This is a genomic window from Streptomyces sp. NPDC102258 (assembly GCF_055584685.1).
In genome coordinates this window covers 341,255-359,171 of record NZ_JBVJLO010000005.1, presented here as the reverse complement: position 1 = coordinate 359,171, position 17,917 = coordinate 341,255, and the positions used below count along the sequence as shown (strand labels likewise).

The 17,917-nt window shown below is 74.6% G+C and carries 15 protein-coding genes; 13 read left to right on the top strand and 2 right to left on the bottom strand.

The window, feature by feature from the left end:
• Positions 1–80: 80 nt before the first annotated feature.
• From ACZ6ZT_RS11795 to ACZ6ZT_RS11785, 3 genes are read left to right on the top strand one after another with little or no spacing between them, the layout of a single operon-like run.
• Complete coding sequence (locus ACZ6ZT_RS11795) at positions 81–1,034, top strand: alpha/beta hydrolase (RefSeq protein ID WP_469718076.1); 954 nt, start codon at positions 81–83, stop codon at positions 1,032–1,034.
• Positions 1,031–2,944, top strand: coding sequence for an amidohydrolase (locus tag ACZ6ZT_RS11790; RefSeq protein ID WP_469718073.1), 1,914 nt, complete (start codon positions 1,031–1,033; stop codon positions 2,942–2,944). Before ACZ6ZT_RS11795 ends, ACZ6ZT_RS11790 begins: the two co-directional genes overlap by 4 nt.
• 16 nt (positions 2,945–2,960) lie before the next feature.
• Positions 2,961–3,695 (top strand): GPR1/FUN34/YaaH family transporter, encoded by a 735-nt coding sequence (locus ACZ6ZT_RS11785; RefSeq protein WP_469718069.1) that lies wholly within the window; start codon positions 2,961–2,963, stop codon positions 3,693–3,695.
• Between the two features lie 15 nt (positions 3,696–3,710).
• Here ACZ6ZT_RS11785 and ACZ6ZT_RS11780 read toward each other — a convergent pair whose 3' ends face one another.
• Positions 3,711–4,655 carry a helix-turn-helix domain-containing protein gene (locus ACZ6ZT_RS11780; protein ID WP_469718299.1) on the bottom strand — a complete coding sequence of 315 codons (945 nt, stop codon included), beginning with the start codon at positions 4,653–4,655 and terminating at the stop codon, positions 3,711–3,713.
• Positions 4,656–4,815: 160 nt separating this feature from the next.
• Positions 4,816–7,524, bottom strand: a complete 2,709-nt coding sequence (locus ACZ6ZT_RS11775; RefSeq protein ID WP_469718066.1) for an ATP-binding protein — start codon at positions 7,522–7,524, stop codon at positions 4,816–4,818.
• A gap of 214 nt (positions 7,525–7,738) precedes the next feature.
• Here ACZ6ZT_RS11775 and ACZ6ZT_RS11770 point away from each other — a divergent pair, with 214 nt between their 5' ends.
• The 10 genes from ACZ6ZT_RS11770 to rpmF all read left to right on the top strand — a co-directional run bounded on the left by ACZ6ZT_RS11770 (position 7,739) and on the right by rpmF (position 17,913).
• Positions 7,739–7,924, top strand: a complete 186-nt coding sequence (locus ACZ6ZT_RS11770; protein WP_469718064.1) for a streptamidine-related RiPP repeat protein — start codon at positions 7,739–7,741, stop codon at positions 7,922–7,924.
• A 105-nt stretch (positions 7,925–8,029) separates the two neighbouring features.
• On the top strand, positions 8,030–8,854 hold the full coding sequence (locus ACZ6ZT_RS11765; protein WP_469718058.1) for a hypothetical protein: 825 nt from the start codon (positions 8,030–8,032) through the stop codon (positions 8,852–8,854).
• Entirely contained in the window at positions 8,851–10,485 is a 1,635-nt protein-coding gene (locus ACZ6ZT_RS11760) for a CocE/NonD family hydrolase (RefSeq protein ID WP_469718054.1), read from the top strand. The genes ACZ6ZT_RS11765 and ACZ6ZT_RS11760 overlap by 4 nt, the downstream gene beginning before the upstream one ends.
• Complete coding sequence (locus tag ACZ6ZT_RS11755; protein ID WP_469718052.1) at positions 10,482–11,852, top strand: YcaO-like family protein; 1,371 nt, start codon at positions 10,482–10,484, stop codon at positions 11,850–11,852. Before ACZ6ZT_RS11760 ends, ACZ6ZT_RS11755 begins: the two co-directional genes overlap by 4 nt.
• A 74-nt stretch (positions 11,853–11,926) precedes the next feature.
• Complete coding sequence (locus tag ACZ6ZT_RS11750; RefSeq protein ID WP_469718049.1) at positions 11,927–13,255, top strand: YcaO-like family protein; 1,329 nt, start codon at positions 11,927–11,929, stop codon at positions 13,253–13,255.
• Positions 13,256–13,280: 25 nt separating this feature from the next.
• Entirely contained in the window at positions 13,281–14,468 is a 1,188-nt protein-coding gene (locus ACZ6ZT_RS11745) for a FecCD family ABC transporter permease (protein WP_469718046.1), read from the top strand.
• The gene (locus ACZ6ZT_RS11740; protein WP_469718043.1) at positions 14,468–15,283 is read left to right on the top strand and encodes an ABC transporter ATP-binding protein; all 816 of its coding nucleotides are present in this window, start codon (positions 14,468–14,470) and stop codon (positions 15,281–15,283) included. Before ACZ6ZT_RS11745 ends, ACZ6ZT_RS11740 begins: the two co-directional genes overlap by 1 nt.
• Before the next feature lie 4 nt (positions 15,284–15,287).
• Entirely contained in the window at positions 15,288–16,331 is a 1,044-nt protein-coding gene (locus tag ACZ6ZT_RS11735; protein ID WP_469718041.1) for an ABC transporter substrate-binding protein, read from the top strand.
• Positions 16,332–16,434: 103 nt separating this feature from the next.
• Positions 16,435–17,667: an MFS transporter gene (locus ACZ6ZT_RS11730; RefSeq protein ID WP_469718038.1), complete on the top strand. Its 1,233-nt coding sequence runs from the start codon at positions 16,435–16,437 to the stop codon at positions 17,665–17,667.
• Positions 17,668–17,742: 75 nt separating this feature from the next.
• The gene (rpmF, locus tag ACZ6ZT_RS11725; RefSeq protein WP_469718034.1) at positions 17,743–17,913 is read left to right on the top strand and encodes a 50S ribosomal protein L32; all 171 of its coding nucleotides are present in this window, start codon (positions 17,743–17,745) and stop codon (positions 17,911–17,913) included.
• The last annotated feature ends 4 nt before the right edge of the window (positions 17,914–17,917 follow it).

Sequence of the window (17,917 nt, the reverse complement as noted above, 5' to 3'; positions counted from 1 at the left end):
AGACCCGTCCGACCGGGACGGACCAGGCATACGCCGTCACCGTGTTCCCGCCCAGCCCACTCACACCAGGAGAGCCCACCGTGCCGAACCAGCCGGTCCTCGAACCCGCCGCCCAGGCCTTCGCCGATGCCACCGCCCGGCCGCCGTTCCTCTACCAGCTGCCCGTCCCCGAGGGCCGCAAGGCGCTGGACGACGTACAGAACGGCGAAGGCGTCGCGCTGCCCGACGTCGACGAGGAATGGATCACCGTCCAGGGCGGCCCCAGCGGGGACGTCCGGGCCCGGATCGTCCGCCCCCGCGGCCTGTCCGGCCCGCTCCCCGTCATCCTCTACGTCCACGGTGCGGGCTGGGTGTTCGGCAACGCCCACACCCACGACCGTCTCGTCCGCGAACTGGCCGTGGGCGCCGGGGCGGCCGTGGTCTTCCCCGAGTACGACCTCTCGCCCGAGGCCCGCTACCCCGTCGCCATCGAACAGAACTACAGCGTCGCCCGGTGGGTGGCCCGCGAGGGGCGCACCAAGGAGCTCGACGGCACCCGGATCGCCGTCGCGGGCGACTCGGTCGGCGGCAACATGAGCGCCGCCCTCACCCTCATGGCCAAGGAGCGCGGCGACGTCCGCCTCGTCCACCAGGTCCTCTTCTACCCGGTCACCGACGCCGCCTTCGACACCGGTTCGTACCAGCAGTTCGCCGAGGGCTACTACCTGCGCCACGAGGCCATGCAGTGGTTCTGGGACCAGTACACGACCGACGAGAGCGACCGCGCCCGGATCACCGCCTCCCCGCTGCGCGCCACCACCGACGAACTCACCGGTCTGCCGCCCGCGCTGATCATCACCGCCGAAGCGGATGTCCTGCGCGACGAGGGCGAGGCGTACGCCGCCAAGCTCCGCGCCGCCGGAGTCCCGGTCACCGCGCTGCGCGTCCTCGGCACCATCCACGACTTCGTCATGCTGAACGCGCTCCGCGAGACACAGGCGGCCGAACTCGCCACCGCCCTCGCGGTCGCCACCCTGCGCAAGGCCCTGGCATGACGGGGAACGCCGCGATAGCCGGCGGGGCCGACGGGCCGGGCATGCCCGTGGCCGGAGTCGTCCCCGCCCCGCACCCCCGGCCGGCGGCGGCCGACCTCCTCGTCCGCAACGCCAAGGTGTACACCGGGGATCCCGGCCGTCCCGCCGCCCAGGGCGTCGCCGTCCGCGACGGCCGCGTGGTGGCCCTCGGCGACGACCACGACCTCGCCGCCCTGGTGGGCCCGGCGACGAAGGTGGTCGACGCCCTGGGCCGCCGGGTGGTCCCGGGCCTGAACGACTCGCACCTGCACGTCATCCGGGGCGGCCTGAACTACGTGCTGGAGCTGCGCTGGGACGGCGTACGCAGCCTGCGCCAGGCCCTGGCCATGCTCCGCGAGCAAGCCGGCCGCACCCCCAAGGGGCAGTGGATCCAGGTCGTCGGCGGCTGGACCGCCGAGCAGTTCGCCGAACGCCGGATGCCGACCGTGGCCGAACTGAACGCCGCCGCACCCGACACCCCCGTCTTCGTCCTCCACCTCTACCAGTCGGCGCTGATGAACCGGGCCGCCGTCCGTGCCGCCGGATACACCCGTCAGACCCCCGACCCGCGCGGCGGGCAGATCGTACGGGGCCGGGACGGCGAACCGAACGGGGTGCTGCTCGCGGCGCCGAGCGCGCTCCTCCTGTACTCCACCCTCGCCAAGGCGCCGACCCTGGACGCGGCCGACAAGCGGACCTCGACCCGGCACTTCCTGCGCGAGCTCAACCGCTTCGGACTGACCTCGGCAGTGGACGCGGCGGGCGGGTTCCAGAACTTCCCCGACGACTACGCCACCGTCGTCGACCTGGCACGCTCCGGAGAGCTGTCGCTGCGGATCGCCTACCACCTCTTCCCGCAGACGGCCGGGCAGGAACTCGCCGACCTCAGGCGCTGGACCAGTACGGTCAAGCCCGGGGACGGCGACGAATGGCTCCGGCTGAACGGCGCCGGGGAGAACCTGACCTGGGCCGCCGCCGACTTCGAGAACTTCGCCGAACCGCGGCCCGACCTCGCCGTGGACTACGAGACGCAGTTCGAGCAGGCGGTCCGGCTGCTGATGGAGAACGGCTGGGGCTTCCGGCTGCACGCCACCTACGACGAGACGATCCGCCGCGACCTGGCCGTCTTCGAGAAACTGGCGGCCGAAGGGCTCTTCCCGGGCGGCAACCGCTGGCTCTTCGACCACGCCGAGACCGTCTCCGCCGACAGCCTGGACCGGATTGCGGCCCTCGGCGGAGCCGTGTCCGTACAGAACCGGATGTCGTTCCAGGGCGCTGCCTTCCTCGACCGGTACGGGGCCGCCGCCACCGCCCACACCCCGCCCGTCCGGGCCATGCTCGACCGGGGACTGACCGTCGCCGCGGGCACCGACGCCACGCGCGTGTCCTCGTACAACCCGTGGGTCTCGCTGCACTGGCTGGTCACCGGCCGCACCGTCGGCGGCACGGCCCTCTACCCGGCCGCGAACCTGATCGACCGGGAGGCCGCGCTCGGCCTCTACACCCGGGGCGGTGCCCGGCTCACCGGCGAGCAGGACGTCAAGGGCGTCCTGCGCGAGGGCTGTTACGGGGACCTCGCGATCCTGTCGGACGACTACTTCACCGTGCCCGAGGCCGCCATCCCCGACATCGAGTCCGTGCTCACCGTCGTCGGCGGCCGGATCGTCTGGGCGGCCGCCGAATACGAGGGCCTCGACGAGGCCGTGCCGCCCGTCAGCCCGCCGTGGAGCCCCGTGGCCCACTTCGGCGGCTACCACTCCCGGGGCGCCGACCAGGCCCTGGCCATGGCCGAGGCCGTCGCCGACTCCGAGGAGCAACGGCTGTGGCGCGCCGCACGGGGCTCCGGACCCGGGACGCCCCCGCCCCTCACCGACCCGTGCTTCGCGCACTGAACGGGAGAACCCACCGATGAGCGACATCCCCGCCGACGTCCCGGCCGAGGGCCACCCCGCACCGCCCGAACCGCCCCCCGCACGGCGCTTCGAACCCGACCTGCGGTCGATGACGCGGATCAACCTGCGCCCCATCGCGTCCCCGATGCCCCTCGGCTTCTTCACGGTGGCCATCGCCTCGGTGATGACGGGCTGCCTCCAGCTCGGGGTCTTCGAGGCCGCCGACCGCACCGCCGTCGCCCTGTGCGTCGTACCCGCCTTCGCCCTGCAACTCCTGGTGAGCTTCCTGTCCTTCGGGGCCCGCGACGTGATCGCGGCCACCCTGATGGGCACCTTCGCCGGCAGCTGGCTGGCGTACGGCCTCGTCATCGGGACCGGAGCCGCCGGCGGACACCGGGTGCTGGGCGTGTTCAACCTGGCCTTCCTGTGCTTCGGGGCACTGATGGCGGCCGTGACCCGGCCCAAGCGGGCCCTGTGGCTGGTCCTGGTGGTCTCCCTGCCCAGGTGGGCGGCGACGGGGCTCGCGGGGCTGACCGGAGCGCACTGGCTGACGTACACGGCCGGAGCCCTCGGGCTGCTCGTGGCGCTCGTCGCCACGTACGCGGCCTACGCCCTGATGCTGGAGGACATGCGCAGCGAGGAGGTGCTGCCCATCGGCCGCAGCGGCCCCGCCCATCACGCGGTCGAGGGCGACCTGGCGGTGCAGCTGCGCAACCTGGAACGGCAGGCGGGCGTCCGGCGCACCCTGTGAAGCCGCGGTGGGACCTCACGCGGTGCGGGCGAGGGACCGCCATGCGCGGGGCGACATGCCGTAGGCGGCCCGGAATGCCCGGCTGAAGTGCGAGGGGTTCGCGAACCCCCACCGGTGGGCGACCACCGAGACGGGCGGCGCCGCCGGGCCGCGCGCCAGGTCGCGGCGGCACCGCTCCAGGCGCTCGCGCCGGATCCAGGTGCCGACGGTGCACCCCTGGGTCTGGAAGAGCTTGTGCAGGTACCGCACCGACAGGTGGTGGGCGGCGGCGATCCGGTCGGGGGTCAGGCCCGGTTCGGCGAGGTGGCGCAGGATGTACTCCTTGATCCGCGCCAGCATGCCGCGGGCGGTCTCGGACGCCTGCGGGTCGAGCCGGCCCAGCCGTTCACGGACGAGCACGGCAAGCAGGTCCGCGGCGGTCAGGGCGAGCTGCCCGCCCGTGTACGGGTCGAAGCCAGCGGCCCGTTCGGCCAGCCGGGACAGGTACCCGGCCACCAGCCCGGCGGTGCCGCACTCGTCGCCGAAGACGGTTCCGGTGACGGCACGCAGATCGGTGTCCGCCACCCCCAGCCGCTGCTTGGGCACCCGGATCGCGGTGAAGCGGAAGCGGTCCGGCTGTCGCCTCTCGTAGGGTCGCCCGGCGTCGGAGCAGGTGAACGTCCCGGGTCTGACCAGGGCCTGACGCCCGTCCTGAGTGAGCTGCGCGGTTCCGGAATGCTGGAGGGTGACGGTGATGTACTCGTCCCCGCCCCGCGCGATCAGCCGCTTGTCGCGCCGGACGGTCTGGGGGCCCGCCTCGACCACCGATATCCGGAGGGGGCCGAGGTGCTCGCTGGTGATCGTCCCGACCGAGGGCTCGGGTTCGTGGAGCGTGACGTCCAGCGGGATGAAGGTGTCGGAGACCACGTGGTGCCAGTAGTCCGCCCGCTCGTGCGGCGACAGCGGCGAGGTGGACACCACGACGGCGCCGACGGGCGAGCATTGCGCGGGCGCGGCAGGGGGTGACGAGGTCGGGCTCACGGGGCCTCCGGGGCGAAGTGACGGTCTCCTCCGCCCAGTCTTGGATCACCCGCCTCCGGAGCCATCCGTCACATGACTTGCGCTCTGCCCGACCCGCCCTTCAGCCCGCGGTGTCCTGCTCGACCACATCGCGCAGCTGACTGCGCGAGGCCACCCCGAGCACCGGGAACGCCTGGTACAGGTGGGTGCCCACGGTGCGGGGCGACAGGAACAGGCGCTCGCCGATCTCCCGGTTCGTCAGACCCTGCGCGGCCAGCCGGACGATGCGCTGCCGCTGGGGGGTCAGGGTCCTGAACGCGCTGCGCGGGGACGATTCGACGGCGACGCCGGCGGCCCGGAGCTCGGCCTGCGCCCGTTCGCTCCACCGCACCGCCCCGAGCCCGTCGAAGACCTCGCGGGCTTCGGTCAGGGCCTCCCGGGCCTCGGCGATCTGCCGCTGCCGGCGCAGCCACTCCCCGTACTCCAGCCAGACCTGGGCGTGTTCGAACGGCCAGCGCCGTCCCGCCGGATCCTCCAGGGCGCGCCGGAAGGACGGCCCGGCCTCGGCCGGATCGGCGAGCAGCGCGGCGGCCCGGTGCAGGATCTGCCGCAGCCGGGGCGAGGCCCCGTCACCCACTTCGGAGCGCACGCGCGACAGGGCGGCCACGGCCTCCTCGGCGCGGCCGACGAGCACGGCGGCGGCGGCGAAGTCCGCGACGGCGTAGCACGACAGGTGGAAGTGGACCGGCGCGCCCGCCGCGTCGAACAGCGCCCGCAGATGCCGGAACGCCGACGCGTGGTCGCCGAGGGCCACGGCGGCCAGTCCCGCGGCGCGGCGGGCGCGGGCGACGGTGCCGAGCACGCAACCGGGCTCGGTCGCGGCCATGACCGCGGTGGCGTGGCTCACGGCGAGTGCGGGCTCGCCGGTGAGGGCGTGCAGGGTGGCCAGGACGGTGAGGGCGCGGGTGACTCCGAGGGTGCGCTCCCCGGCCAGGAACCGCAGCGCGAGCCGCTCCACCCCGAGCCGGGCATCCGCCCACCGGCCGCTGTCGAGGTTGGCCCAGGCCAGGTCGGCCGCGGTCATCCCGCCGTGGAAGGCGTCGGCGTGCTCCCACTGCGGGTTCGCGACCTCGCCGAGCAGGCTCACCGCCGTCTCGGTCTCGTCGAGGATCAGGCACAGTACGCCCAGCGTGTGGATCTGGGTCGTCGGCAGGCCCGTGGCCGAGGCCACGGCGGGCAGCACGGCCCGGATGGCGTTCCCCTGGCCGAAGGGGTCCGTGACGCCCGCGTCCCAGAGGTGGAAGGGGTGGGGCCGGGCCTCGTCCGACACCCGGCCGGCCAGCCACCGTACGAGCTGTTCCCGCTGCGCGAGGTTGCCCGAGTGGTAGGCGACGCCGGTGGCGATCGTGGACATGCCCGTGTGGATGTCCGCCGGGCCGGGCGGCTGCGTAGGGGCCACCAGGGCGAACGCGCGCGCCAGGCGCATCATCAGCATTTCCACCAGCCCGGTCAGGCCCGAGATCCAGACCAGGGCCGCCGGATCGGTGTTGAGTTCGGCGGCCGTCGCCGCCAGCGCCTCCGCCTGGGCGATGTCGCCGACCAGGACGGCGGCGTAAGCGGCCGTGGACAGCAGCCGGGTCTGCTCCTCGGCGGAGGAGTTCAGCTGCGCGGCCCGCTCCAGGCCGGCCACGGCCTCCGCCATGGCTCCCCGCGCCTGGGCGCGCAGGGCGGTGGCCTCCAGTGCGGCCGACACCGACGCGTCCGGTGCGACCGTCGCGGCCGACAGCTGCCAGGCCCGGCGGTCGGGATCGCCGCCGAGGACGGCGGCCAGCGCCAGGTGGGTGCGGCGGCGCTCCGCGAAGGGTGCGGATCCGTAGATCGCCGAGCGGACCAGGGGATGCCGGAAGCTGATGCGGTCCGCCTGGACCCGGATCAGTCCCGCTGCCTCGGCGGGCAGCCACACGTCCATGTCCGTGTCCGCCGGCAGGGCGGCCACCACGTCGGCCAGCCCCGCGCCCTCGGCCGCCGCCGCGACCAGCAGTGCCTGACGGGTCGCCGCGGGCAGCGCGTCGACCCGGTCGGCGAAGGTCCGCTCCAGCAGATCGGTGACGGGGACGTGCCCGGTGGCCGGGAGGGCCCCGTCCCGCGCCGCCGAACGCGCCAGTTCCACCAGGGCCAGCGGATTGCCCGCGGCGGTGGCCAGCACGTGGCGGCGGGTGGAGCCGAGGGGTGGATCCGGCTGGGTGCTGAGCAGCGTCTCGGCGTCCTCCGGCGACAGCGGCGGCACCACCAGCTCCGGTGTCGACGGGTCGAGCCACTCGGGCCGGCGCGTGCCGCGAGCCGCGACGAGCAGGCCGATCGGTTCACCGGCCAGGCGCCGGGCGACGAAGCCCAGCACCTGGCAGCTGCCCGGGTCGATCCACTGGGCGTCGTCCACGGCGAGGAGCAGGCGCTGGGCCGAGGCGGTCTGGGAGGCGAGGGTGAGGACGGCCAGGCTCATCATCATGAGGTCGGGCGGGGTCGCGTCCTCGCCCAGCCCGAAGGCACTGAGCAGGGCGGCCCGCTGCCGGACCGGCAGCCCGTCCACCCGGTCCAGGACCGGCAGCAGCAGCTGGTGCAGGCCGGCGAAGGCCAGTTCGGTCTCGGCGGCGTTGCCCCGCACCCGGAGCACCTTGGTGCCGCCGCGGGCGGCTTCCTCGACCGCCATGTCCAGGAGGACCGTCTTGCCGACTCCGGGTTCGCCGAGCAGCAGCAGTACGGACGCCGGCGCGGCCGCCGGTGACAGTGCGGCGCCGATGGCCGCCCGTTCTTCTTGACGCCCGATCAGCACGCTGTTCCCCGAACCTGTTCAACAGTGGACACATCCGCCGTTCGTACACCAGGGCGGACGGCACGGTCCGGAGCATAGTCGGATCAAACGCCCGGCAGAATTCGGCGCTTTCCGCCCATGTGATGAGACGCCCCTTGCGCAACGCGCCATCGCGCCCTAATGTCACCTCCAGTTGGAAACGACAATCGTTTTCATTACTTAATGAGGAGGACACATGTCGGTCGCGTTCGAGCAGCTTGAGGCCAACGGCTCCCTGGCTGCCCCGCAGGGCCCCGGTACCAACGCCCTGGTGCACAACCCGTTCGCCTTCGAGGAGCTCGCGGCGGACGGCTCGCTGTCCGCCCCGCAGGGACCGGGCACCAACGCCCTCGTGCACAACCCCTTCGCCTGGTCCGCCTGATCGGACAGCGCGCCGCCGCCCGCGGGATTCCCGCGGGCGGCGGCCCCCCCCCGACCCACCAGCCCCGCTACGCAGCACGCACCGCCGAGGAAGGCGCAACGTTCCATGGACCGCATCGCACCCGGCCATCACCTCTACGAGGGACCCGACGGAGAATGGCGGCACGGCGCGCCCGACGGGCGGTTCATCCGTATCCGGGGCCCCAAGGACCTGCTGGGGGACGCCCGGACGCGGGCCTACGGCGGGGCGGCCGACGCTCCCCGCGACGGCGAGGCGCTCGCCCTTGACGCGGCCCTGCGCGAGCGCGGGGTGCTGGCCGCCGCCGACGCCCCGCGAGCGGACGCCCCGTGGGCCGTCCACATCGAGGACGGGACGCCGGTCGCCGAAGCCGTCGCCCGGCTGCTGCCGGCCACGGCCGAGGTGAGCGCCGGGCCGATGACCGAAGAGGCCGTCCGCGGTGCCGATGCCGTCATCTCCTGCGCCGGCTGGCTGCCCGACGCGCGCTGGCGGCACACCGACGCCTGGTGCCGCGCGTACGGCACGGCCTGGCACCGGTGCCACGCCGAAGGACTCCGCTTCGTTCTGGGCCCGCTGTTCGTCCCCGGACGCACGTCCGGCTACGCGGACACCCGCGGCCGGATCCTCGCCGCCGCCGACCTGCCCGACGAACTCGCCGCGCACTGGGCCTACCTGGACGCAGGTCATCAGGACGCCCGTCCCCACGCGCTGCCGCCCGTTCCCCGGCTCTCCGAGGCCGCGACCGCGGTGATCGCCGGCCTGCTGGTCGAAGACCTGCTGCGCCATCGCGCCACCGGCCACCCCGCCGCCGAGAACGTCCAGCTGGTGTTCGATCCGGCCACCGCCACCCTCGACCGCCACCACGTTCTTCCCCTGCCCGTCACCGCCCACGCGCCGAGGGCGGCCGGATGAGCGCCCCGCCCACGTCCCGGGCCGTGCTGCGCGCCAACGAGCGGGTGCCCGGCTGGGACGGGACTCCGCTCGCCGTCGACATCCATCTGCCGCCGCGCGCGCAGTGGCCCGTACCCGCCGTCGTGACCCGCACCCCGTACGGGCGCAGCTCCCACCTCGCCGAAGGGGCGGGCTGGCGGGCCCGGGGGTTCGCGTACGTCGTCCAGGACGTACGGGGACGCTACGACTCGGACGGGCACTGGCAGCCGTACCACAACGAGCGCGGCGACGGCGCGGCGCTGGCCGACTGGATCCTGGCCCAGCCATGGAGCGACGGACGTCTCGTCACCTACGGCGGCTCGTACGCCGGGCACACCGCCTGGGCGCTCGCGGCGGAGCGGCCCGCGGCGGTGGCGGCCGTCGTCAGCATGGGCCCGTCCATGTCCCTGGGCCGCACCAAGTTCGAGCACAGCGGCATCCTGCGGCTCGCCGAACACGCCGCCTGGTGGCTGGAGCGCGCCGACGCGCGCACCAGCCGGGACGGGCTCACCGCCCACGTCTTCCGGGAGCAGCCGAAGCTGCTGGACCACCTCCCCGTCATGGAGCTGGGCGAACGGCTCGGCGCCCGCCTCCCCGGCTGGGCCGAGGTGGTCGAGAACGGCCCGCGCCACCGCGCCGAAGGGCCGGACACCGCCGAGCTGGAGAAGGTCCCGGCCGCGGCGCTGCACATCGGCGGCTGGTACGACCTCCTGGTCGACGAGGTGCTCGAACACTTCCACCGGGCGGGCGGCGCCCTCACCCCGAGACCGCCCCGCTCGCTGGTCATCGGCCCGTGGGGCCATGACCTCTCCTACGCTCCCGGCACCCGGATCGGGGACCGCGACCACGGGCCGGCCTCCCGCCTGGACCTCGGCGCCCTCCAACTGGACTGGCTCCGCCGGGTACTGGCCGGCAAGCCACGTACCGCCGCCGAAGCCGCCGAAGCCGCCGCCGACAGCGAAGCGAAGGTGTTCGTCGTCGGCGCCGACACGTGGTGGACCGGCGCGTCCTGGCCCCCGCCGGGCACCGGGACGGTCTGGTACGCCCACCACGACGGCACGCTCGCCCGCCCGGCACCGGCCCGCGGGGGCCAGTGCCGGTTCCGCTACGACCCGGCCGATCCCCACCCCTCACGCCGGCCCGCCGTGGACCGCGCCCCCCTCGCGGCCCGTGCGGACGCCGTGCGGTTCACGACCGCGCCGCTCGACGCTCCGGTCCGGGCGGCCGGCCGCCCGACGGTCGTGCTGGCCGCGCTGACCACCGCGCCCTCCACCGACTGGATCGTGCGCTGGAACGAGCTCACGGCCGACGGCCGCTGCCTGGAGCTCGCCCACGGCAGCGTCGACACCGGCCGGGACGGCGACGGCGGCGGCCGGTACGAGATCCCGCTCGGCCCGGTCTGCGTCACCGTGCCGGCCGGATCCCGCCTCCAGCTGGAGGTCACCAGCAGCGACTTCCCCCGCCTCGCCCGCGCCCTCGGAACCCACGAGGACCGCTACCGCGGCACTGCCTGCGCCCCCGCCCGGCAGACCGTCCTGACCCGGCCCGTCGACGGCACCCGGCTGGTCCTCCCCACCCCCGACGACCACCCCACCGAGGAGGAGACGCCATGAGCAGCGCTCTGCTCGACGCCCGCACCGGGCTGATCACCCGGCTGGAGCCGCAGCGCCGGCGCCCCGGGCTGCCCCGGATGTGGGTCGGCTACGGCGCCAGCGTGGCCCGTACCGACGTGTTCGCGCCCTGGCTCGCCGACCGCTTCGGCTTCGGCGCCTCCGCCGGGGACCACGACCGGGCCCGGCGTGCCGCCGTCGGAGAGGCCGTCGAGCGGTACTGCGGCAACGCCATCCCCGAGGGGCTGCGCATCGCCTCGTACGACGAACTCGTCGGCGAGGGCCGAAGCGCCCTGGATCCCACGACGCTCGCCCTGTACTCGGCCGCCCAATACGCCACACCCGGCTTCCCCTTCACCCCGTTCGGCCGGGACCTGCCGGTGGCCTGGACCACGGGCCGGGACCTGCACGACGGCGCCGCGACCATGATCCCCGCCTCGCTCGCCTGGCTCGACTACCACCACGGCCCCCGCACCACCGAACCCGCCGTCCACTCCCTCGTCTACTCCGGCATCGCCGCCGGCGAGAACCCGGCCCACGCCGAACGCTTCGCCCTCGAAGAGCTCTTCGAGCGCGACGCCACCACCATCTGGTGGAGCACCGGCGCCGAAGCCGCCGCCCTCACCGCGGCGGACACCGCCACCGTGACCGCGCGCCTGGGCGGCCCGGCCCCGGGGGAGGGCGCGGGACCGGCGGTGCGGCTGCTGCACATCCCCTCCGAGTTCGGCGTGCCCGTCGCCGCCGCCTTCCTCGAAGACACCGAGCGGGGCATGGTGGCCTTCGGCAGCGCCTGCCGCGCGACCCCCGAACTCGCCGCCGGGAAGGCTCTCGTCGAGGCGTACGGGCTGTACTCCCTCACCCGCCAGCTCGCCGAGCCGGACAGCGAGGTGTGGCGGGCCGTCGGCGCCGGGACCCTGGAGCGCCACGTCTTCCGGCCCTTCCGCGCCGACCGCGGCTACCGGGAAGCCTTCCGCCGCGACTACCGCGACCTGACCGACCTGCCCGCCATAGCCCAGCTCTATCTCGATCCCAGGATGCAGGGCGCCCCTCTGGACCGGCTGCGCGGCACCGGCCGCGTCGCCTTCGCCGACCTGCCCCGCATACCGGGCGAGGACGCGCGCGGCCCCTACCTGGAGCGGATCGCGTCGGCCGGGCTGCGTGCCTACAGCGTCGACCTGACCACGCCCGACGTGGCCGCCGCCGGTCTCGCCGTCGTCCGCGTCGTCGTCCCGGGCCTGATCGGCAATGCCCCGCCGGCCTTCCCCCACCTGGGGGGCGAGCGCCTCTACCGGACCCCGGTCGAGCTCGGCCTGGTGGCGGCCCCGCTCGCCGAGGACGCGCTGTACCCGCACCCCCTGCCCCTGGCCTGACCGGCCCGGCGCCCGTCCGAGCGACCAACGACCAACGACCAACGACGAGCGACGAGCGACGAGGAATCCCGCCCATGCCCTACCCCCTGCTCACCCACGCGCGCACCGGCATCGTCCGCCGGCTGGCCCGCCCGCCGGTCCCCGGCCACTTCCCGGCCGGCTTCGAACTCATCGCCTCCGAACTCGCCGACACCTCCCGCTTCTGCGCCTGGCCCGCCGACTCGGCCGGCGCCGGCTACGCCTTCGCCCAGCCCGAGGCCGCCCTCGGCGCCGCCCTGGGCGAGGCGGCCGAACGCTACTGCGGCAACCTGGTGCCCGACGGCCTCGTCCGCGCCTCCTACCGTGAGCTGCGCGAGCGGGGAGTACGGGCCCTGGACCCCGAGACCCTCGCCCTCTACTCACCCGAGCAGCACGCCGAACCGGGCTTCCCGCTCACCGCGTTCACCCGCGAGCTGAGCGTGGAGTGGACGGAAGGCACCGATCTGGCCGACGGCGAGCCCGTGCTGGTCCCGGCGTCCCTCGTGTGGGTCTCGTACGTCTCCGCCGACGTCGAGCAGCGCGGCCCGCGCACGAACCCCGTCATCCAGGCGGGTCTGGCCGCCGGGGCCACCCCGCGCGACGCCTGCCTGGGCGCACTCGGGGAGATCGTCGAGCGGGACGCCATGACCCTCGGCTGGCACGGCCGCGCCGGCCTGCGCCCCATGACGCCCGCCCCCTGGCTGGAGCAGTTCGCGCGCGGCCCCGCCGGGCAGCTCGACACCCGCTTCCTCGCCTTCCCCGCCCTGTTCGGGATGACGGTCGCCGGAGCGCTGGTCCGTGACGCCGTCACCGGATACCTCACCCTGGGGGTGGCCGCCCGCAGCGACGGCGAGGCCGCCGCGCTCAAGGCGTACGGCGAGGCGCTGCAACTCCAGCTCTTCACCGCCGACTACGACGATCCCGCGGGCCCGTACATGCGGGCCGCGGCCGATCCGCGCAGCCCCCTCAAGCCCTGGCGCCGCGACCGGGACTACGCGTCCGCGTACCGCGAGGACCTGCGTGACGTCGTCGACTACGGCTGCCACCTCCAGCTGTACCTGGACCCGCGCGCCCAGCACGCCTTCGAGGCGGAGCTGCGGACCGCCCTGACCGAGGGGCCGCCGACCGGTCCCGGTCCGGCCGCGACGTGCGGTGACGGGGATCCGCTGGAGGCGGTCGTCCGCCGGATCACCGAAGCCGGGCACCGCGCCGTCGTCGTGGACGTGACCACCCCCGACGTCCGCGCCGCGGGCCTGCACGTGGTCCGGGTCCTGGTCCCCGGGCTGTACTCCAACACCGCCGCCGGACTGCCCTTCCTCGGTGGCACACGCCTCACCGACTCCCTGGCCGGCGCACCCCGCCGGCCCCTGCCGCTGCCCCACTGAGCCCGCGATCCGAAGGACTACCGCCGTGACCATCCGGCCGCCGCGCCCCGCCGGCGACACCACCCCCCGCGCCCCGCAGGCGGCCTGGCCCCCGCCCCGCGCGAGCCTGCGGCCCGGCCGGGCGGCCGGTGTCCGGCCCGGCGGCGGCGTACGTCCCCCCGCCGCCCGGGGCCCCCTGCTCTCCGCCCCGGTGCTGCTGGCCTGGTTGCTGGTCGTGCTCCCCGTCGCCGCGCTCGGATCCGTCGCGCTGGGCGCGGCCTCCCTGCCGCTCTCCGACGTCTGGAGCGACATCGCCTCCCACCTCACCGGCGGGGGGCGGCCGGCCACCGTCTCCGGGATCGACGACGCCATCATCTGGGGCTCCCGCGTCCCCCGCACGCTGCTCGCCATGGTCGCGGGAGCCGGACTGGCCGTCGCCGGAGCCGTACTCCAGACCGTGGTCCGCAACCCGCTCGCCGACTCCTACGTCCTCGGCGTCACCTCCGGTGCCTCCCTGGCCGCCGTGGCCGTGCTCACCCTGGCCCCGGCCGGGCTCGCCGGACCGCTCCACCTCGGGGTGTCCGCAGCCGCGTTCGCCGGAGCGTGCGCCACCCTCGTCCTCGTCGTCGCCCTGGGCCGCAGGCACGGCTCCCTCGCCCCCGCCCGGCTGGTCCTGGCCGGCGTCGCCGTCTCCTACCTCCTCCAGGGCGCGACCAGCTACCTCCAGCTGCGGGCCCGGCCCGACCAGCTCTCCGGCGTGCTCTTCTGGCTGCTGGGCTCGGTGGCCGGCGCCCAGTGGGGCGACCTCGGGCTGCCCGCCGCGGTGGTCGTGGCGTGCACCCTGTGGCTGCTGCTCCACGGCCGCGCCCTGAACGCCCTGGCCATGGGAGAGGAGACGGCCGTGCTCCTCGGCGTCCCGGTACAGGCCCTGCGCCTTCGACTCCTCGCCGTCGCCGCCGTCCTGACCGCCGCCGTCATCGCCGTCGCGGGCGGCATCTCCTTCGTCGGCCTGATCGTCCCGCACTGCGTACGGCTCCTCATCGGCGCCGACCACCGTGCCCTGCTGCCCGCCACCGCCTTCACCGGCGCCCTCTTCCTTCTCCTGGCCGACCTGGCCGCCCGTACGGCGGCCGCACCGATGGAACTGCCGCTCGGCATCGTCACCGCCGTGGCCGGGGCGCCCTTCTTCCTGTGGCTGCTGCGCCGCGACCGCCGGACGGCAGGTGAATCCTGATGACCGGCTCGACACGACCGGACCGCGTCGACGTCGCCCTGGAAGGGGTCAGCCTCGGCATCGGCGGCCTGCCCCTCGTCATCAGAGCGACCCTGTACGCCGCCCCCGGCGAGATCGTCGGCATCGTCGGCCCCAACGGCAGCGGCAAGTCCACCCTGCTGCGGTCCGTCTACCGGTCGCTGCGGCCCACCGCCGGCGCGGTCCTGGTCGGCGGCGAGGACGTATGGCGGACCCTCGGCGCACGGGACGCGGCCCGGCGGATCTCCGTGGTGGCCCAGGAGAACCCGGCCGTCTTCGACTTCACCGTCGCCGAGATCGCCGCGGCCGGCCTGACCCCGCACCGGGGAGCCTGGACCCGCGACGCCCCGCAGGACGGGGCGAGGATCGCCGACGCCCTCGCCCGCGTCGGCATGGCGCACACCGCCGACCGCCCGTACGCCACGCTCTCCGGCGGGGAGAAGCAGCGCGTCCTGCTGGCCCGCGCCCTGGTCCAGGGCGGCCGTCTCCTCGTCCTCGACGAGCCGACCAACCACCTCGACATCGGTACCCAGCTCGACCTGATGGAGCTCGTACGGGACCTGCGGGTCACCACCCTGACCGCCCTGCACGACCTCAACCTCGCCGCCGCCTACTGCGACCGCGTCCACGTCCTGCGCGACGGACACCTCGTCACCACGGGGCCGCCCCGGGACGTGTTCACCCCCGAACTGCTCGATGACGTCTTCGGCGTCCGGGCCGTCCTCGGAACCCACCCGCTCACCGGCCGTCCCCAGCTGAGCTTCGCCCCCGCCCTCACCCCCGCACCACCGGAGTAGACCGATGAAGACCCTCTCCCCGTTCCGTCAGCGCGCCGGCCGTACGAGGGCGGCCACCGCCGTGCTCGCACTCGCCGCGTCCGCCGCCCTCCTCGCCGCCTGCGGCACACCGGCCGCCCACGACACGGCGAAGCCCGCCGCCCACGAGGCCGCCGCCGGGGACGCCCGTACGTCCTATCCGGCGCAGGCCGCCAACTGCGGCCGCACGGTGCGCGTGGAGCGCGCACCGCGCCGCATCGTGTCGTTCTTCCCGTCCAACACCGAGCTGCTGCTCACGCTCGGCCTGGGGGACCGGATCGCGGGCCAGACCTGGACCAACCAGTCGCCGCCCAAGCCCGCTTACACCGGCGCGTACGGGAAGGTGAAGGTCCTCGCCCCCGGGGAGATCTCCCGTGAGGCGCTGCTCGCGGCCCGCCCCGACTTCATCCTCGCCGACGGGGAGTACCAGTTCGACGGGAAGAAGCTGCCGACCATCGAGGAGCTGGCGAAGCTGGGTGTGCCCGTCTACATCGACAGCGCCTTCTGCCCCGAGGCCACCGGCACCGCCACCCTCGACGCGACGACGGCCGACCTCACCGCCCTCGGCACCCTGCTGGACGCCTCCGGACCCGCCGCGGCGGCGGTCACCGGCACCGGCAGGCAGCTCGCCACCGTCGACACCGCGCTCAAGGGGCGGCCCGCCACCTCGGCCGCCATGGTCCAGATCGTCGACCAGCAGCTCTACGCGCTCGCCGGGGGCCTGTACTCGGACATCGTCCGCCGGGCCGGCGGCGCCAACGTACTCGACCCGGACGTGCCCAAGGGCAGCAACTTCTCCCCCCTGTCCGCCGAGGCGCTGGCCAAGCGGGACCCCGACGTCCTGATCTACCACTACACCGGCGACGCCGACCGTGCCGCCTCCGCCCAGTGGCTGAAGGAGCACCTCGGCGCCACCAAGGCCGTCCGGGAGAACCGTCTCATCGCCGTACCCGCCGCCGACTTCTCCGAACTGAGGGCGGTCGACGGCACCCTCACCCTGGCCAAGGCGCTGCACCCGGACGCCTTCTGAGTGCTCATCGACCCACCCCGGACGGCCCGAGGGCCGTCCGGGGTTCCGTCGTACCGCTCACTCACACGTTCCTCACACCCCTCACGCCCCAGGAGTCACGTCCATGGCCACTGTCTCCCGCCCGGGCTTCGGCCTCTTCCTCACCGCCCGTACGGTCTCCTGGGCAGGTTCCGCCGTCACCACCGTGGCGCTGCCCGTCCTGCTCTACCAGCGCACCGGCAGCGCCGCCCTCAGCGGACTCCTCACCGCCCTGGAAGCCCTCCCGTACCTCGTCCTCGGGCTCCCCGCCGGCGCCCTCGCCGACCGGTGGGACCGCCGCCGCACCCTGACGCTGTGCAGCTGGTGCAGTGCCGCCCTCATAGCCGCGATACCGCTCGCCGCCGCATGCGACGTACTCGGCACCCTCCAGCTGATGCTCACCGGACCGGCCGTCTCCTGCGCCTTCGTCTTCTTCGACGCCGCGGCCTTCGGGGCCCTGACCTCCCTCGTCGGCCGCGACGGCATAGCCGGCGCGACCAGCCGCATGATGAGCGCGAGCACCCTGGTCGGCCTCGTCGGACCCTCGGGCGCCGGGGCACTGATCGCGAGCACCGGCGCGCCGGCCGCGATCACCCTCGACGCGCTCAGCTACGCCTGCGCGGCCCTGCTGCTGGCCCGGCTGCCGCTCTCCGGCTTCCCTTCCACCACCGGGCAGAAGGGCGTCCGCGGCACCCGCGCGGACATCGCCGAAGGACTGCGCTACATACGCCGCCATCCGCTGATCCGCCCCCTGACGCTCCTCGGCATCGGGAACAGCTTCACCGAGGGCGCCGTGGTCGGGCTGATCGTCGTGGCCGCCGTACGCCGCTTCGGGCTGACTCCGGACGACGGGCGGATCGGCCTCTTCTGGGTGGCCGCCGCACTCGGCGCACTGGCCGCCGCCACCGCCTTGCTCCGGCTCCAGAAGGCGCTCCCGGCCGGCTGGATCACCCTCGGCGGCCTCGCCGCCAACGCCGTGTTCCTGGCCTGCTGGGCGCACACCCCCGGGCTGTCCGCGGGCCTCGTCGCCCTGGCCCTGTGGCAGGCGGCCAACACCACCGTCAGCCTCAACGGCATCGTCATCCGCCAGCGGGTCACCCCTGACCGCCTCCAGGCCCGGGTCAACACCACCGCCCGCATGATCGCCTGGGGCGGCCAGCCACTGGGCGCCGCCACCGCCGGCTTCCTGGCCGAGGGCATCGGCGTCCGGGCCGCACTCTCGCTCGCCTGCCTCGGCGCCCTGGCCTCGCTCGGCGCGGGGCTGGCGACGCCGCTGCGCGGGCGGGACCGGCAGAGCCGCGCGGTCCTCCAGGACTGAGCGGCCGCCTTTTTGGAAATGGAATCCATTTCCATGTAGGGTGATGACCGTTCCCCTGACTCCCGGAGGTTGGTCATGGCCGTTCCCAAGCGGAAGATGTCCCGCAGCAACACGCGTCACCGTCGAGCGCAGTGGAAGGCGACGACGCCCCAGCTCGCGCCCGTGACGGTGGACGGATCCGTCCACCTCGTACCGCAGCGGCTGATCAAGGCGTACGAGCGCGGTCTGCTGCGCCCCGAAGGATGAGCGC

What these genes read in the sequence shown, in the direction of transcription:
- ACZ6ZT_RS11740 (WP_469718043.1), top strand. Translation starts at nt 14,468, where the DNA reads ATGACCGGCTCGACACGACCGGACCGCGTCGACGTCGCCCTGGAAGGG.
- ACZ6ZT_RS11765 (WP_469718058.1), top strand. Translation starts at nt 8,030, where the DNA reads ATGGACCGCATCGCACCCGGCCATCACCTCTACGAGGGACCCGACGGA.
- ACZ6ZT_RS11770 (WP_469718064.1), top strand. Translation starts at nt 7,739, where the DNA reads ATGTCGGTCGCGTTCGAGCAGCTTGAGGCCAACGGCTCCCTGGCTGCC.
- ACZ6ZT_RS11750 (WP_469718049.1), top strand. Translation starts at nt 11,927, where the DNA reads ATGCCCTACCCCCTGCTCACCCACGCGCGCACCGGCATCGTCCGCCGG.
- ACZ6ZT_RS11755 (WP_469718052.1), top strand. Translation starts at nt 10,482, where the DNA reads ATGAGCAGCGCTCTGCTCGACGCCCGCACCGGGCTGATCACCCGGCTG.
- ACZ6ZT_RS11760 (WP_469718054.1), top strand. Translation starts at nt 8,851, where the DNA reads ATGAGCGCCCCGCCCACGTCCCGGGCCGTGCTGCGCGCCAACGAGCGG.
- ACZ6ZT_RS11735 (WP_469718041.1), top strand. Translation starts at nt 15,288, where the DNA reads ATGAAGACCCTCTCCCCGTTCCGTCAGCGCGCCGGCCGTACGAGGGCG.
- ACZ6ZT_RS11730 (WP_469718038.1), top strand. Translation starts at nt 16,435, where the DNA reads ATGGCCACTGTCTCCCGCCCGGGCTTCGGCCTCTTCCTCACCGCCCGT.
- ACZ6ZT_RS11790 (WP_469718073.1), top strand. Translation starts at nt 1,031, where the DNA reads ATGACGGGGAACGCCGCGATAGCCGGCGGGGCCGACGGGCCGGGCATG.
- ACZ6ZT_RS11785 (WP_469718069.1), top strand. Translation starts at nt 2,961, where the DNA reads ATGAGCGACATCCCCGCCGACGTCCCGGCCGAGGGCCACCCCGCACCG.
- rpmF (WP_469718034.1), top strand. Translation starts at nt 17,743, where the DNA reads ATGGCCGTTCCCAAGCGGAAGATGTCCCGCAGCAACACGCGTCACCGT.